The sequence below is a fragment of the Paenibacillus sp. FSL H3-0333 genome, assembly GCF_038002805.1.
Taxonomy (GTDB): domain Bacteria; phylum Bacillota; class Bacilli; order Paenibacillales; family Paenibacillaceae; genus Paenibacillus_AQ; species Paenibacillus_AQ silagei.
Genome location: NZ_JBBODG010000001.1, coordinates 1,700,266 through 1,716,010, shown reverse-complemented (window position 1 = coordinate 1,716,010; position 15,745 = coordinate 1,700,266). Strand labels below are relative to the sequence as shown.

Annotated in this window: 12 protein-coding genes; 6 read left to right on the top strand and 6 right to left on the bottom strand. The window is 53.0% G+C overall.

The annotated features are described in order from the left end of the window. Positions 1-36: 36 nt before the first annotated feature. The 5 genes from MHH78_RS07765 to MHH78_RS07745 all read right to left on the bottom strand — a co-directional run bounded on the left by MHH78_RS07765 (position 37) and on the right by MHH78_RS07745 (position 7,140). Positions 37-1,866, bottom strand: a complete 1,830-nt coding sequence (locus MHH78_RS07765) for an APC family permease (RefSeq protein ID WP_341167041.1) — start codon at positions 1,864-1,866, stop codon at positions 37-39. A 292-nt stretch (positions 1,867-2,158) separates the two neighbouring features. Beyond that, a complete protein-coding gene (locus MHH78_RS07760; RefSeq protein ID WP_341167040.1) occupies positions 2,159-3,604 on the bottom strand; it encodes a glycoside hydrolase family 32 protein in 1,446 nt (481 codons plus the stop codon). Between the two features lie 65 nt (positions 3,605-3,669). Then, entirely contained in the window at positions 3,670-5,289 is a 1,620-nt protein-coding gene (locus tag MHH78_RS07755) for an extracellular solute-binding protein (protein ID WP_341167039.1), read from the bottom strand. An 18-nt stretch (positions 5,290-5,307) separates the two neighbouring features. Further along, a complete protein-coding gene (locus MHH78_RS07750; RefSeq protein WP_036732509.1) occupies positions 5,308-6,189 on the bottom strand; it encodes a carbohydrate ABC transporter permease in 882 nt (293 codons plus the stop codon). A gap of 12 nt (positions 6,190-6,201) precedes the next feature. Continuing rightward, positions 6,202-7,140 carry an ABC transporter permease gene (locus MHH78_RS07745; protein ID WP_076085341.1) on the bottom strand — a complete coding sequence of 313 codons (939 nt, stop codon included), beginning with the start codon at positions 7,138-7,140 and terminating at the stop codon, positions 6,202-6,204. Between the two features lie 453 nt (positions 7,141-7,593). On the opposite strand from MHH78_RS07745, the gene MHH78_RS07740 reads away from it, so the two are divergent. The 3 genes from MHH78_RS07740 to MHH78_RS07730 all read left to right on the top strand — a co-directional run bounded on the left by MHH78_RS07740 (position 7,594) and on the right by MHH78_RS07730 (position 10,448). Continuing rightward, positions 7,594-8,634: a LacI family DNA-binding transcriptional regulator gene (locus MHH78_RS07740; protein ID WP_341167038.1), complete on the top strand. Its 1,041-nt coding sequence runs from the start codon at positions 7,594-7,596 to the stop codon at positions 8,632-8,634. A gap of 33 nt (positions 8,635-8,667) precedes the next feature. After that, the gene (locus MHH78_RS07735; RefSeq protein ID WP_341167037.1) at positions 8,668-9,636 is read left to right on the top strand and encodes a carbohydrate kinase family protein; all 969 of its coding nucleotides are present in this window, start codon (positions 8,668-8,670) and stop codon (positions 9,634-9,636) included. A 113-nt stretch (positions 9,637-9,749) separates the two neighbouring features. Then, positions 9,750-10,448: a DUF6710 family protein gene (locus MHH78_RS07730; protein ID WP_051478692.1), complete on the top strand. Its 699-nt coding sequence runs from the start codon at positions 9,750-9,752 to the stop codon at positions 10,446-10,448. A gap of 74 nt (positions 10,449-10,522) precedes the next feature. On the opposite strand, the gene MHH78_RS07725 is transcribed toward MHH78_RS07730, so the two are convergent. Then, positions 10,523-11,494 carry a LacI family DNA-binding transcriptional regulator gene (locus MHH78_RS07725; protein ID WP_341167036.1) on the bottom strand — a complete coding sequence of 324 codons (972 nt, stop codon included), beginning with the start codon at positions 11,492-11,494 and terminating at the stop codon, positions 10,523-10,525. Between the two features lie 139 nt (positions 11,495-11,633). Between MHH78_RS07725 and MHH78_RS07720 the strand changes: the two genes are divergently transcribed. The 3 genes from MHH78_RS07720 to MHH78_RS07710 all read left to right on the top strand — a co-directional run bounded on the left by MHH78_RS07720 (position 11,634) and on the right by MHH78_RS07710 (position 15,743). Next, positions 11,634-13,055, top strand: coding sequence for a glycoside hydrolase family 1 protein (locus MHH78_RS07720; RefSeq protein WP_341167035.1), 1,422 nt, complete (start codon positions 11,634-11,636; stop codon positions 13,053-13,055). Between the two features lie 513 nt (positions 13,056-13,568). Then, positions 13,569-15,041, top strand: coding sequence for a hypothetical protein (locus MHH78_RS07715; protein ID WP_341167034.1), 1,473 nt, complete (start codon positions 13,569-13,571; stop codon positions 15,039-15,041). A 15-nt stretch (positions 15,042-15,056) separates the two neighbouring features. Next, on the top strand, positions 15,057-15,743 hold the full coding sequence (locus tag MHH78_RS07710; RefSeq protein ID WP_076085268.1) for a response regulator transcription factor: 687 nt from the start codon (positions 15,057-15,059) through the stop codon (positions 15,741-15,743). Positions 15,744-15,745: the final 2 nt, after the last annotated feature.

Genomic DNA, 15,745 nt, shown 5'->3' with positions numbered 1-15,745 from the left:
ATCCGTAAGCTGGAGGCTTCCATGTGCATAATCCTGTTATTTTTTCAAATGATAAGGGACGGTAGTGATAATTACATTGCGCCGGTACAGCAGATGCGCGCGGATCAGCAGGCTGGACTGGTTATGCAGAATGTTATGCCAGCCCTTCTTCGGTATGAATTGAGGGACAATGACGGTCACCTGATAATTCGACTCGCTGGCCTTGCGCTGAACCGTATCAATGAACTTGGTCAATGGATGAATGATGCTGCGGTAAGGTGAATACAGCGTTACCAGCCGTACTTCAGGATGGAACTTCTTCCACTTCTCTTCGAAAATAGCGTCATCCTCCCGCTCGAACGGGATGTGGACGGCGATAATCTGCTGTGCACTCAGCGACTTGGCATACCGCAAGGAATTCTCCACCACATGGGTAATCCCTGCTACCGGCAGGATGATGATATTCCCTTCAATCGCAAGCGGCGGCTCCCCGCAGGTAGCTACCCGCAATTGATCGGCGACCGATTCATAATGCTTGTAGATGCGGTAGAAGAACAGGATAATCAGCGGCAGAAAGACCAGGACCGGCCAGACCTGCGTAAATTTGGTCAGGAAGAACATCATCGTGACAATGAAGCTGATCAGCGCCCCGATTGCATTGATGATCAGCTTAGGCAGCCAGCCCTCTGGCTTGTGCCGGAGCCATTTGACGATCATGCCTGTCTGCGACAGGGTGAACGGGATGAAGACCCCGACTGCATACAGCGGAATAAGATGCTCTGTCCGCCCCTTAAAGGCAATGATCAGGATGATCGACAAGATGCCCAGGCTGAGAATGCCGTTGGAGTATCCCAGCCGGTCCCCGCGCACGGTAAACATCCGGGGAATGAATTTATCCTTCGCCAGATTCACAGCCAGCAGCGGAAATGCGGAATATCCGGTGTTCGCCGCCAGAACCAGAATTAAGGCTGTCGTGCCCTGCACGACATAATACATGAAGTTGCGGCCAAAGACATGCTCGGCAATATCGGACACCACCGTGACCTGTTCACGCGGAGCAATGCCGTAATAATACGCCAGGAAGACGATGCCGGAGAATAACAGCGCGAGCAGAGTTCCCATCGCCGCTAAGGTTTTGGCTGCATTATTCGGTGCCGGCGCCTTGAAATTGGGGATCGCATTCGATATGGCCTCCACCCCGGTCAGCGCCGAGCTGCCTGAGGAGAACGCCCGCAGCAGCAGGAACAGGCTGATTCCGGCCACTGGTGTTCCCAGTGAGGTATGAAGCTCTGCCGGTACTCTTCCGGTCAGCACATTGAACAGGCCCAGCCCGATCATAATGAACATCGCCAGGACGAACAGATAGACCGGATACGCCAGGAAAGAGGCCGACTCGGTGACCCCGCGCAGATTCAGCGTCGTGATCAGCAGGACGAAGAGGATGGCAATCAGCACATTATAAGGATGCAGACTCGGAAAAGCTGAAGTAATCGCATCCGTTCCCGCAGAGACACTGACGGCTACGGTTAGTATATAATCGACGAGCAAGGAACCCCCGGCAATCAGACCCGGATATTTCCCCAGATTCTCCTTGGATACGACATAAGCTCCGCCGCCTTGGGGATAGGCAAAGATGATCTGCCTATAGGAGAGTATCAGAGCCAGGAGCAGCACCAGTACCCCGCCCGCAATCGGAATGGAATACCAGAATGCGGCTGTACTAACCGTGATCAGCACCAGCAGAATCTGCTCCGGACCATAGGCCACAGAGGATAAGGCATCCGAGGACAGAATGGCTAAGGCCTTGGTTTTGTTAAGCTTCTGTTCTCCCAGCTGATCGGACTTCAGCGGCCGTCCGATCAGGAACCTTTTTACCGAAGACATCATTATCACTCACCGACTTTTTTTGTAGTTATATTACCCCTAGTGCACAAATAAAATCTGGACCTATAATTGGGTACAGACACTATTTTTGCTGCCGTTCGATACTACATTAATTCTTTTATCACCATCTGTATATATGCAGATATCCTAGACAAACCCCAAACCATGAATAACAAATGATATTCGCCGAAAGACACAGCAAAAGGGACCAAGCAGGCTTTCCGCTCCGTCCCGTTTGCTTATTTCAGCTTTTTTTGCTATATTCAGCCAATTTCAGGAAGTCTCTATTGATTATTTATTCCATGAAAGACAGGCGCCCGCCCTGGAGCTGTACACTGCCGCCCTTAGCATAGAAGCTTAGGCCCGAGCAGATGCCTCCAGGGAACACAAGGCTGGTGATGGCGGCGAGGCCGTCATTGGCGAATACCTCCACCGAACAGGCATCCAGCAGGATACGCAGGCTCTTCAGGCTGCCGATTCCCCCCGTGCTCTGGAGATCGGGAAATATGTCCGAGAAGCCGGTCTCGCCGGACTGATCTCTGTGCAGGGTTAGAGTGTCTTCAGCAGCAGAGTAGATGAGTTCAGTATACTCCGTAGCTGTATGATGAATAATAAGACCGAATTCTTCCGCTTCATTGTCCGCAAGCGCAAGCCGCAGCTCCAGGGCTGAATCCTTGCACTTGATCTCCTGGCGCTCGCCCGGGATCAGCAGCATCTCCGGCAATGCTGCAGACTCTGCCGCGAAGTAACGGTCCAGCTCTGCTACCGGCTGCTGGCGGATCAACATCCGGCCGTCTGCCGCATCACGCAGCGTCAGTACCCGCGGAATCGTCATCGTTCCGCGCCAGCCCTGGCTTGGAACCTGATTGGCATACCGCCAGTTGCTCATCCAGCCGATGAAGATCCGCCGCCCGTCCGCAGCCGGAATGTCGGAGAAGCTGACCCCTGCGTAATTGTCTTTGCCATAATCCAGCCAGCGGATGTCGCTGTGCTCCGGTGTGAAGACGGAGCCGTCGAACTCACCCACGAAATATTGCGTCCGCGAGCCGTATCTCGCCCCACTGTTATCACCGATGCTGACCAGCAGCACCCACTTGCTGTCTCCTGTCCCTTCCACCGGTAGCTGGAACAGGTCCGGGCATTCCCATACCGCATCATGAGAGCCTGCGCCGTTGCCGAATTCACTCTCCAGGCTCCACTCCCGCAGATTCGGGGAGGAGTAGAAGGTGATTGTCTGATCGGTTGCCAGTACCATGATCCATTTCCCGTGAGCTTCGGACCAGAACACCTTCGGATCACGGAAATCCGCCTTGGAAGGATGGGTCAGCACCGGGTTGCCTGCGTACTTGATCCAGGTCCGCCCGTTGTCATGGCTGTAGGCCAGGCTCTGTCTCTGCACAGCAGGAGAATTCTCCGTCGGCTCCTGATGACTGGTATAGATGGCAACGATACCCTGCTTCTCCGGGAACAGCCCGCTGGTATTATGCCAGTCAACGACTGCGCTGCCGGAGAACGCATAGCCGTGATCATCCGGGTACAGCGCAATGTCCAGCTCCTCCCAGACAATCAGGTCTTTACTGACCGCATGGCCCCAGTGCATCGGCCCCCAGATGGAGGAATGCGGATGATATTGATAGAACAAATGATATTCCCCTTCGTAATAAACCAGCCCATTCGGATCATTTATCCAATGCTGCGCCGGCGTAAAATGCAGCGCAGGCCTGTGTTTGGTTCTCCCCATAATTTCCACTCCATTACCACCTTTATCTATTTATATGTTTATCCTATGCCCCAGCTATTGCTGGCTCAGCCTTTGTTCTTGAGATAGCTGTCATATCCTCTTTGCTTGATCTCCAGCCATTTGTCCAGCCCGAGTCTGGACAGCTCTGCCTGATAATCCTTCCATTCCTCTTCCACTTTACCGGTCTTGGTCCATTCTGCACGCTTGCGGTTCACATAAGCGAACAGGTCCGTCTCAATGGCGGTCAATTCCTTCTGATCCTCCAGGGAGTAGAAGACACGCGGGAAGTTATTGTCTGCTTTCATATAAGGCACAAGCTTCTCCTTCATGAGGTCCAGCCGCCAAGCGGCATCATCCGGCTTCGTAGTCACCTTACCGTAGTATTCATCGAGGATCGCCAGCGGACCGCCTATGCTGGTTTTCTGGCGCAATTCAACCGGAGCCGCGCCTTCCAGCGGCAGATGCTTCAGCATTTTGGCCGATTCATCGTATTCAAAAATATTCTGCTGGGTCTCATCCCCATAAGTCCCCCAGTTGTCCTCAACCGACTGCTGCGGATCATACAGCTGGTCTACCCATTTGGCGGTAAGCTCCAGATTCTTGTTGGAACCGGTAATAACCATCCGGCCGCGGTCAAATCCGAAGTTGTTCGTACGGGCTACATTGACCTCTCCGTCCGGTCCGGCAAGCGGCTGCATCAGATCATATTTATCGTTGAACCCGGTAATATTGGCTTTATCCCACTGGAAATAGAGACCGTAGCGCTCGCTCTGCCCTTTGGCCAGATAGGTGTTGTAATCCTGTTCAAACGCCTCTTCGTCGATCAGATCCAGCTGGTACAGCTCGTTCAGATACTTAATGCCCTCTTTATATCCGTCCTGGCCTGCGGTGAAGACCACTTTGCCGTCATTGGTAACCACCGTGTGATCGCCGTTATCCCCGAGACCGAACGAACCGAACAAGAAGTTCATATCCTCATTGCCATTATTCAGCACAAAAGACAGCGGAATCTCATCCTTCTGGCCGTTCCCGTTCGGGTCATCATTCTTGAAGGCGACCAGCACCTTCTTCAGCTCTTCCGTCGTAGTTGGCATAGCCAGCCCCAGCTTCTTCAGCCACTCCATATTGATCCACGGCATCCCGTTGACCGAATGAATGCTCTCCTTGCCGGAGCCCAGCTCCTCTATCCATGGAAAAGCATAGATATGCCCGTCCTGCGCGGTCATCATCGATTTGTACTCCGGCGCGGCGGCCAGCACCTTCTGCAGATTCGGCATGTATTTCTCGATCAGCTCCTCCAGCGGCACAATCGTTCCGTCCTTGCCCAGGGTCAGCAGATCATAATCCGAATACGCGGCATCGATGATTGCATCCGGCAGGTCGCCGCTGGCTACAGCCAGATTTCTTTTCTCAATAAAAGCGTCGTTCGTGTAGTTGGTGAAATCGATGTGGACCCCGGACTTCTCCTCCAGCCGCTTGTAGATCAGCTTCTCGTTCGGATCGGCAGGAGCCAGCGCTGAGCTCTGGGACATGAAGTGCAGCGATACCTTCTCTTTAAGAGGCAGCGTTACATTCTCCAGCTTGTAATCCTCCGAAGCCGAGGAATTGCCGCCCCCTCCGCCGCAGCCCGCAAGCACGGAAGCCGAGAGTGCCAGCACAGACAAGGTTTGCAATGTTTTTTTCATATGAGATTCCCCCTAATATTATTTAATGGAGCCGACCATGGCGCCCTTCTCGAAGTATTTCTGGAAGAACGGATACATCACGATAAGCGGCAGACTGGAGATAACAATGGCAGAATATTTGATCATTTCGGACAATTTCTTAAGCTCCGCCTGGGCCAGGGCATCGGCAATCATGCCGGGCTGCACCTGATTCTGAATCAGGATCGAACGCAGCACCAGCTGCAGCGGGAACAGCCGGGAATCGTCCAGATAAATCATGGCATCGAAGTAAGAGTTCCACTGCCCCACGAAGGCATACAAAGCCAGCACGAAGATAATCGGTTTGGACAGCGGCAATACGATCCGGAAGAAAATGCCCAGATCAGACGCCCCGTCGATACTCGCCGCCTGAAACAGCTCCTTAGGCAGGCCCTGGAAATAGGTCTTTGCCAGAATAATATTGAACACGCTGATCGCCCCCGGCAGGATCACCGCCCACACCGTATTCAGCATCCCCAGATCCTTCACGACCAGATAGGTCGGAATCAGACCGCCGCCGAAGAACATCGTAATCAGGAAGAAGATCATGACCGGCCGCTTCCCGGCCAGCCCCTCAATAGACAGCGGATACGCCGCGAAGACGGAGAAGAATACCGTAGCCAGCGCGAAGGCGGCAGAGTAGAACAAAGCGTTGAAGAAGCCGCGGATCATCGCGTCGTTGCTGAGAATTTTGACGTAGCCTGTAATGGTCCAGTCCGACGGCGCAATGGCCAGCCCCTTGGTAATGAGCACATTCGGTGTTAAGAAGGAGGCCAGCACGACATACACCAGCGGAAACAGAATGACCAGGATGAACAAACCAAGCAATATATACGTGATAACAACCAGAATCCGGTCCTTCCCGGAATATTGAATATCCATACTTACCTCCTTTTAATACAGCCCTTCCCCTTCGTTCAGCCGCTTGACGACCGTATTGACGAAGACCAGCAGGATTACGTTAATGACGGAATTGAATAATCCGATAGCGGTGGAATAGGCATAATCGCCGGCCTGCAGACCCACCTTGTAGACATAGGTCGCAATGATCTCCGAGGTCGGGGTATTGAGCGCCGTCTGCATCAGGAAGGCCTTCTCATAGCCGATGGACATGATGCCGCCTGCGGCAAGGATGAACAGCACGGCCATCACCGGCCTCAGCGCGGGCAGATCGATATGGCGGATTCGCTTCAGCAGGGAGGCACCGTCAATCGTCGCCGCATCATGAAGCTGCGGATCTACACCGGCCAGCGTGGCTACATAGATAATTGAGGACCAGCCTGCCGTCTGCCAGATGCCTGACAGAATATATACGGTACGGAAGTAAGCGGGATCACTCATGAAGGACACCGGCTTACCTGTAAAAGTAGTAATGAGCGCGTTCACCACACCTGTCGGCGATAGAAAGACAAACAGCATCCCTGCGACAACCACAACCGAGATAAAGTTAGGTGCATACACAATCAGCTGGATGTTCTTCTTCAGCTTCGCGCTGCGGATCAGATTCAGCATAAGCGCCAGCACAATCGGCACCGGAAAACCCAGAATCAGTCCGTAGGCGCTTAATTTAAGCGTATTCATTAGAATATCGTAAAAATTCGGCGAGGAGAGGAACCGCTCGAAATGCTCGAAGCCCACCCATGCGCTGCCCAGGATGCCTCTGCGCGGGCTGAAATCCTTGAAGGCAATAATAGCGCCGTACATTGGAACGTATTTGAATATAACGGTAAGAATTACAGCCGGAGCCAAGAATAAATACAGGATATAATTCCGGCGCAGATAGCTTAGAATTGATTTGCGTGATTTGAGTTCAGTACCCCTTTGTTGAACCATCGGATTTGCCAATTTTCCCCCTCCTTACAGTGCGGCTGTGCTAATGCTGCTGTGCAACAGGACCGCTGCTAGCTTGCCATTCACATGGCATAGGTCCGCCCGGATCTGTCTATCCTCCTGACGGTTAGGTTACCCACCTCCGGTCTAACTATTAATTTACATTTAACAAAATGAATAGGTTTTCAAATTTACATTTGAACATGTTTTGCCTTTACAATTTATCAGAGATCGTGTTTATAAGTCAATACATTTTGCACAAAAAATAATTAAAACCGTGCATTATACAGTGCAAATGTAACATTAACATAGATATAAGCACTTACCGGTGTCTTTAATTTTTGAATTGTAAAATTAATTTGTGCATTTGTAAAATTACGTTGTCAATTTTGAGTAAATGCTATATATTAGGTAGCAGAGGTTACTAATACGGGGAAACAAAGGTGGAACACAGTGATGAAGAAAGCAAAGGTCACCATTCAAGATATTGCAGATGCGCTAGGCATCTCCAGAAATACGGCCTCCAAAGCCCTGAACGGTGCAGAGAGCATTCCTCCCGAGACCCGGGAGAAGGTAATCAACAAGGCCGTCGAGCTCAAATATAAACAATTCTCCTATCTGGAAGCAGCAGGCAGCGCCTCCGAGAATCAGGGCAATATCGCCCTTTTGACCAGCAATCTCCCCAACAGCTCCCACTTCGGTTCCCAGCTGCTCAGCGGACTGGAGAAGCGTATCAGTACCGAAGGCTATACCTTGTCCATTTATTTTGTCCGGGAGAACGATATTAACAGCATGACTCTGCCCGGCAATTTCGAGCCTGCGAATGTGGACGGCATCATCTGTATTGAAATGTTCAGTAAAGAATACAGCGGGCTGGTTACCGAGCTCGGCATTCCAACGATCTTTATTGACTGCGCGTCCGACATTATTTATCCGGAGCTGAAGGCAGATCTGATGCTCATGGAGAATGAGCACAGTGTATCTTCCATGACCCGCAAGCTGATGGATCAGGGAGTGCAGAGCTTCGGTTTTGTAGGCGATTACAACCACTGCCGCAGCTTCAATGAACGCTGGATCGGCTTCAATCGGGCACTCTCTGCGGCCGGTATCCCGCTCAATCCCGAATTATGCATTGTGGGTCAGGACCGGGACTACATGCTGGAGGCGGACTGGATGGATCAGCAGCTGGACGCCCTTGACGAGTGGCCCTCCGCCTTCATCTGCGCCAATGACTTCATCGCAATCCGTGTCATGAAGTCACTTAAGAACAGAGGAATCAAGGTGCCGGAGCAGGTTGCGGTCTGCGGCTTCGACGATGCCTCGGAATCCCGGATCATCGAACCCCATCTGACAACGGTACATATTTACAGCGGTCATATGGGGATTGTCTCTGCCGAAATGCTGCTCTCCCGGATCAAGGACCCTGCCAAGCCTTATCAGGTGACACATGTCGCTACAGACGTTGTATTCAGAGACTCTACCCCCGCTCTTAGCTAATACCAACCCATTCTGCCTGGAGGTTATTTCACAATGAAACTACATGGTTCAGTCCTTTGTGCGGGCGAGCTGCTCATTGATTTTTTTTGCACCGATGTTGACGTCAGCCTGACCGCAGGGCGGCATTTCTCCAAGCAGGCCGGCGGAGCGCCAGCGAACGTAAGTGCAGCCATTGCCCGGCTCGGCGGCCACTCCGCCTTCCTCGGCAAAGTCGGAGCCGATCCCTTCGGCTTCTTCCTGAAGCAGACGCTGGAAGAACAGAACGTGGATACCTCGATGCTGCTGCTTGATCCCGCAAGCCCGACCACACTGGCTTTCGTCTCGCGCTCAGTGAACGGGGAACGCGATTTCGTGTTCCACCGCGGGGCAGACCGGCTGCTCAGGCTGGAAGAGATTGACCGGGCAGCGGTCCGTGAGGCAGCCATGCTTCATTTCGGCTCAGCGACAGCGCTGCTGGCGGATCCCTTCCGTGAGGTCTATATGACGCTCATGGATGAAGCGAAGGCGAACGGACAGTTCGTCTCCTTCGATCCCAACTACCGGGGCGACCTGTGGACCGGGCGTCATGAGGAATTCATCGCGCTGTCCAGAGCCGGTATCTCCAAGGCCGATCTGGTAAAGGTCAGCGACGAGGAGCTGCAGCTGATTACAAGCGAAGCGGACCGTGATGCCGCCCTTGATATGCTGCATGAGTGGGGAGCCAGAGCAGTAGCCGTTACTCTGGGCAAAGACGGCACCCTCATCTCCTCCCCGGACTCCCGGCTGCTGATTCCGAGCATCACCGTGAAGTCCATCGATTCCACGGGTGCCGGCGATGCCTTCATCGGAGCGCTGCTCTGCCGGATCAGCCAGCTGGCCCATCCGGCAGACTTCACCCGCAGCGCGGAGCTGCAGCAAGAATTCGTCACCTTCGCCAACCGGGTGGGCGCCATCGTCTGCACCAAGGTCGGAGCGATTGCCGCGCTGCCGACACTGGACGAGGTCCAGGAGTTTGCCGGGTAAGCTGCAGAGCTGCTGTTAAACCAATCTTTACCTGCTGTTTTCATCACAGACAGGGGAGCATGGCACGTAATATGATAAGCACATTATCATATGGTTGAAGGAGCAGCTTTTGCATGACGATGAAACAAGAATTCGATAATCTCATGGCGTTTGCCAAGGATTTAATCAATGAGAATCTCGGCTTTTATTATGATATCAATTATGGTTATTTCCAGCCCGAGACCCACCCGATTGTGGACTTCATCCGGCTGATCGGCAGACGTATTCAGAGCCAGCTCATGCTGATGCCCGCGCTCTACGGGGAGGTCGACCAGATGGAGCGGATGTTCTCGGACAACCTGTTCTTTGATGAATGGGCCGAGGTTACGCTGGATGGACGGAGCTTCCACTTCCTGATGCGGCAGATTGACAACAGCAGCAGAATCATCAACCTGGCACGTGACCTGGTCTTCCCCTCCCCCTGGATTCCCCGCAAGCTGCGCGACAGTCTGATCCGCATCGGTGAAGGTACCCTGAACGGAAGCTGGCGGCAGGATAAGGATCATCAGGTTACCCTCTGGCTCCCTCTTGGCATCTCCTTCGTGGAAGGCTCAGGGCATCATTCCATAACGGCGGGGATCGCCAAGGGTGAAGGGGAGCTCTACCCCACCTCGGTGTATGACATCAGCCTCATCTATGATCACGTGTATACCGACGGCAGGTATTACTACAGAACGCATGACCATTCGATTATCTCCGAGGTTCATTTCGTGGAATGCGCCGCTATCTTTGAGATCGGCCGGATCATGGCGGCGCAGAAGATTATTTTCTGAGAGACGACAAACCATAATTTCCCAAACAGCAAAAAAGCCGCGAACCCGCCCAAATCGGACGGTTCACGGCTTATTCAAGTAGTAGCTCTCTGTACGAGCTGAAATTCCAGCTCCTGCTGCCCGGCTTCTGTTCCCCCCAGCTTGCCGAGAATCAGATGCAGCGCATTCTGTGCCTGTGCGCCAATCGGATTATTAATTGAGGTGATCCCCAGCGTGTGGGCCAGCTCCGTGTTGTCGAAGCCGACCACCGCCAGCTCCTCCGGCACCTTCACCTTCAGTCTGCGGGCTTCGCTCAGCACCCCTGCCGCTACCATATCATTGGCGCAGAGGATGGCATTCGGAGGCCCGCCAGGAATCAGCAGCAGCCTGCGGATCAGCTCCTCACCCTGCCGGATGGAAAAGATCCCTGTCTGCGACCATTCCTGGTTCACCTCCAGATGATATTTGCGGGCAACATCCTGGTACGCCTGTATCCTCCCGAAGGTATTCATACTGGCCGGCCTGCCCCAAGCATTGGCAATCCGCGTATACCCCCGTCTGATCACATGCTCAAGTCCCAGCATGTACCCGTCATATTGATTCATGGCGACACTCTGAATCTCGGGAAGCTCCATCCGCTGCCAGGAGACAATCGGCCCGTATTTGCAATAGGAGCCCAGGAGCGCTTGATCGTTAACGCAGGTGCTGATGACCAGCGCATCGACTCTTTTGCGCCGCATATCCTCGAAGGCTTGCAGCTCTTTGGCCGGATCACCCCCGGAGGTATAGATAATCGTCTGATATCCGTGCCGGCTCGCAGTCTCCACGAAGCTGTTCAGAAAAGGCAGCATTACCTCGTTAATCCCCTCCGTTACCATCCCGATCTGCATCGTCTCTCCTGTGGACAAGGAGATGGCATTGCCATTGGGCACATAGTCCAGCTCTTCCATGATCTTCAGGATGATCTCCCGCGTTGCCTGGCTCACATGGGGAGAACGATTCAGCACCCTCGATACTGTAGCTTTGGAGAATCCCGACAGTTTAGCGATTTGATCCAGATTCGACATGATGGCTCTCCTTACATAATTTTTCATCTTTATAATAATACTTGACATGTAACGCGTTACAACATTTAGCATTGAATTATAGGACCTATGAACAGCTTACCATATCTGAATCCATAACTAATAGAAGGCGGGATTAACTATGAACACTCCATTTCCTGAAGACTTCCTGTGGGGCGGCGCAGTCGCTGCGAACCAATTGGAAGGCGCATACAACGAAGACGGCAAAGGCCTGTCCACTCAAGACGTAGCTCCGCAAGGAATCAGGGGCCCTATCACCGAGGTGCCTACCGAGGATAATATGAAGCTGGTCGGCATCGACTTTTACCACCGGTACAAAGAAGATGTTAAGCTTTTTGCCGAAATGGGCTTCAAAGTCTTCCGTACCTCCATCGCCTGGTCGCGAATCTTCCCGAACGGTGATGAGCTGGAGCCTAACGAGCAAGGCCTGCAATTCTATGATGACCTGTTTGATGAATGTCACAAATACAACATTGAGCCGCTGGTGACCCTCTCCCACTACGAAACTCCGCTGCACTTGTCCAAGCAGTATGACGGCTGGGTGAACCGGCAACTAGTCGGCTTCTATGAACGGTATGCCAGAACGGTATTCACCCGCTACAAGGATAAAGTGAAGTACTGGCTGACCTTCAACGAGATCAACTCCATCCTCCACGAGCCATTCATGAGCGGCGGGATCTATACACCGAAGGACAAGCTGAGCAAGCAGGATCTGTACCAGGCCATTCATCATGAGCTGGTAGCCAGTGCTACTGCGGTCAAAATTGGACATGAGATCAACCCCCAGGCCCAGATCGGCTGTATGATCCTCAGCATGCCAACCTATCCGCTGACACCTAACCCGGATGATGTGATTGCAGCGATGAAGTCGGAGCATATGAATTACTTCTTCGGAGATGTGCATGCGAGAGGCGTGTACCCTGGCTATATGAAACGTTACTTCAGAGAGCACGGCATTGAGATTCACATGGAGCCTGGCGATGCGGACATTCTCAAGCATACCGTTGACTTTATCTCGTTCAGCTATTATGTGAGCATCTGCGAGACCGGAGACAGCAGCAAACGTACCCAGGAAGGCAACCTGATCGGGGGCGCACCTAATCCATACCTGAAGGCTTCCGAATGGGGCTGGCAGATTGACCCGCAGGGTCTGCGCTATGTGCTGAATATGTTCTATGACCGTTACCAGAAGCCGCTATTTATTGTGGAAAATGGACTCGGAGCCAAGGATGAGCTGATCACCGGCGAAGACGGCGTGCCAACCGTCAATGACGACTACCGGATTGAGTACCTGAATGACCATCTGGTGCAGGTGGGCGAAGCCATCGAGGACGGCGTTGAAGTCATGGGCTACACCTCTTGGGGCTGTATTGACCTGGTCAGTGCGTCAACCGCTGAACTAAGTAAACGCTACGGCTTCATCTACGTAGACCGCCACGACGACAATACCGGAACCCTGGAGCGCTACCGCAAGAAATCCTTCCACTGGTATAAGGATGTTATTGCTACCAATGGACAAAGCCTGCGGCGCTCAGGCCAATAGAATAGCCAGACCATATACAGGGTTGTCCCGAAAAGCCTAAAAAAGGCTGATTGGGACAGCCTTTTTTTCTTAGGGAAAGATAACATCTTGCGTTCTTCATGCGCCCAACCGGGTTGGACTGTAGGAATGGTAGCGACAGCGCCCCATTCCGCCGTTCTTTGCCTGCCCCCTCCCCCCCAATAACTGAAGATATCTATTTCAGTTGAATAAGCCATTAACAAAAAGCGGGAAGGAGCGGAGGGGAAATTTGGAACTGTAGGAGCGATAGCGTCCGCCTTTGTATACGGATTTCAACCGCAACAGCGGCTTGAATCAAGAAATCTGTATACAACAGCGGCCGAAAGTCCAAATGTTCACCGCAGTCGACGAGTTTAAGCTTTGCGTTGCTGCCATTCCATCTCATATTTCATCGCATATTAATATCTTCAGTCAGCTCCTTTACCATTTTGAAACTAATTGCCCGAAAGGTTAGGATATACTAGCCACAGATGAATCCTAAGGAGCGTAACTGCAATGAACAAATATACCTTCGGCCTCAGCAGCCTCTTATTCTTAAGCCTGATTGCCTCCGGCTGTGGCACCATGAAGACGCCAAGCGATCTGCTTCAAGCCCCGGCACAGGGGAATAGCGACGGCAATCTTACCGGAATCGTCAAATCCTTTCTACCGGCCAACGCGCATTTAACGGTTCCCATCCACTCGGAATCCGGCAGTGCGATTCAATTACAGGATCTGGACAAGGACGGGCAGGAGGAGCTTCTGGCCTTCTACAAGACAGACAAAACCGATTACGAGATCAATACCCTCCTCCTCTCACAGCAGAACGGCAAGTGGACCAAGCTGGCTAACCTTACCGGGGTAGGCAGCGAATTGAATGAAGTGTCCTTCACAGATGTTACCGGTGACGGAGCGGAGGAGCTGCTGCTCGGATACGGCGGCGGGGAGGGCTTAAGCAAAGAGCTGGCGGTCTACAGCCTAGGCGGCGGCAAGCTGACCGAGCTGCTTAAGCAGCCTTACGACCAGTTGGTCCTGGGCGACCTGACCGGAAGCGGGCATACCGACATTGCCTTGCTTCAGAGTACTTACACCACAGATAACATCCGTGAGACCCATCTCCTGTTGCTCCGGCTCAAGGACGGTACGCTGCAGACCTTATCTGACCAGAAGCTGGATGGTAATGTCATCGAAGCCCAGTTCGGTAAGGCGTCCCCTACCCGGGAAGCAATCGTCATCGATGCCGCCATTGGTGCACATGCTTCCTATACTTCACTGCTAACTTGGGAAAAAGACAGGTTTACTGATATACTGGCAACAGATGATTATCAGCGTACTGCGCTCGCTGCAAGCAAGGATCTGGTGCTATCTCCGCCAGCCGTCTCTCCTGACCTGCTTGGCAGCAGCAGTATTGCAATTAAGGACTACCCGCAGTCCAGCCTGGATGTGAATAATGACGGGATCTTGGAATTCGGCTTCCTGGTGCCGCCAGCCGGTACGGAGAGCATGGCTCCCTTGGCGACCCCATTCATCACCAAATATTATCAGTGGGACGGACAGACCGGCCTGACCTTCGTGCAGGAGCAGTTCGACCGCTGGGGCTTCAACTTCCGTATTCCCAAGTCCTGGGCGGGCCAGACCCTGCTGGAGGTTCCGGGAGAATCACCCCAGCCCTGGGAGAAGCTCCAGTTCAGCTACAAGAATGCCGGGTCTGCTGTGAAGGCTCCGCTGCTGGAGCTTCGCCTGCTGACGAAGAAGGCCTGGGCTGCCGCAGAGGTCCAGCTGAAGGCTGAGAATAGAGAGTATAAGCTGCTGTATGAGCAGGGGAACTCTAACAATGACACGGAGCCTACCCTATTCGTTGCCGTAATGCCCGCAGCGGATGCCGCCGGCAAGCTGCAGGGGGCCGATCTGCAGAATTATAATCAGCTGAAGCTGACACTGGATGAAGTCGTTCAGCTGGCCGGCACACCCCAGAAGCCCCGGCAATAAGAAGGAGAGCTGTTCATGAAAGTGCTGATACTGGAAGATGAGAAGCCTATCCGTGATCTGCTGTGTATCAACCTTAAGCGGGCAGGCTTCGAGATCGCGGAGGCTTCTACCGGTGAAGAGGCGCTGCGCATTGCAAGAGAGCAGAGGGATTTTGACATCGCGATTCTCGACCTGATGCTGCCCGGACTCAGCGGGTTCGAGGTGTGCACCCTTCTGCGGACACACTTCCCCCGGCTGGGAATCATTATGCTCACCGCCAAAAGCCAGGAAATCGACAAGGTCATGGGCCTGGAATCCGGCGCAGATGACTATGTAGTCAAGCCCTTCAGTCCGGTGGAGCTGGTCGCCCGGGTGCGCTCTCTCTACCGCAGGATGTATCCGGGAGAAGCGCTGCCGCAGGAGAATCTCATCGAGCTTCCGCCTTTTACCCTAATGCTGGATGAACGGAAATTATTGAAGGACGGGCAGGATATCCCGCTGACCCCTACCGAGTTTATGATCGTTAAGCTGCTGATGGAACAGCCGAACAAGGCCATGAACCGGGATGATATTCTGACAGCCGTATGGGGGCAGTACTTCATGGGGGATCTTAAAATTGTAGATGTGAATATCAGCCGAATCCGCCAGAAGATCGGACAGGAGTCCTCCGGGCCGCAGTTCCTCGAGACCGTGTGGGGATTCGGATATATTTGGAGGGGCTAATT

Bases quoted from the DNA above. Each gene is read 5' to 3' on its own strand.
- MHH78_RS07740 (WP_341167038.1), top strand. From the start codon at position 7,594: ATGAAGAAAGCAAAGGTCACCATTCAAGATATTGCAGATGCGCTAGGC.
- MHH78_RS07750 (WP_036732509.1), bottom strand. From the start codon at position 6,189: ATGGATATTCAATATTCCGGGAAGGACCGGATTCTGGTTGTTATCACG.
- MHH78_RS07730 (WP_051478692.1), top strand. From the start codon at position 9,750: ATGACGATGAAACAAGAATTCGATAATCTCATGGCGTTTGCCAAGGAT.
- MHH78_RS07760 (WP_341167040.1), bottom strand. From the start codon at position 3,604: ATGGGGAGAACCAAACACAGGCCTGCGCTGCATTTTACGCCGGCGCAG.
- MHH78_RS07745 (WP_076085341.1), bottom strand. From the start codon at position 7,140: ATGGTTCAACAAAGGGGTACTGAACTCAAATCACGCAAATCAATTCTA.
- MHH78_RS07725 (WP_341167036.1), bottom strand. From the start codon at position 11,494: ATGTCGAATCTGGATCAAATCGCTAAACTGTCGGGATTCTCCAAAGCT.
- MHH78_RS07715 (WP_341167034.1), top strand. From the start codon at position 13,569: ATGAACAAATATACCTTCGGCCTCAGCAGCCTCTTATTCTTAAGCCTG.
- MHH78_RS07735 (WP_341167037.1), top strand. From the start codon at position 8,668: ATGAAACTACATGGTTCAGTCCTTTGTGCGGGCGAGCTGCTCATTGAT.
- MHH78_RS07765 (WP_341167041.1), bottom strand. From the start codon at position 1,866: ATGATGTCTTCGGTAAAAAGGTTCCTGATCGGACGGCCGCTGAAGTCC.
- MHH78_RS07710 (WP_076085268.1), top strand. From the start codon at position 15,057: ATGAAAGTGCTGATACTGGAAGATGAGAAGCCTATCCGTGATCTGCTG.
- MHH78_RS07720 (WP_341167035.1), top strand. From the start codon at position 11,634: ATGAACACTCCATTTCCTGAAGACTTCCTGTGGGGCGGCGCAGTCGCT.
- MHH78_RS07755 (WP_341167039.1), bottom strand. From the start codon at position 5,289: ATGAAAAAAACATTGCAAACCTTGTCTGTGCTGGCACTCTCGGCTTCC.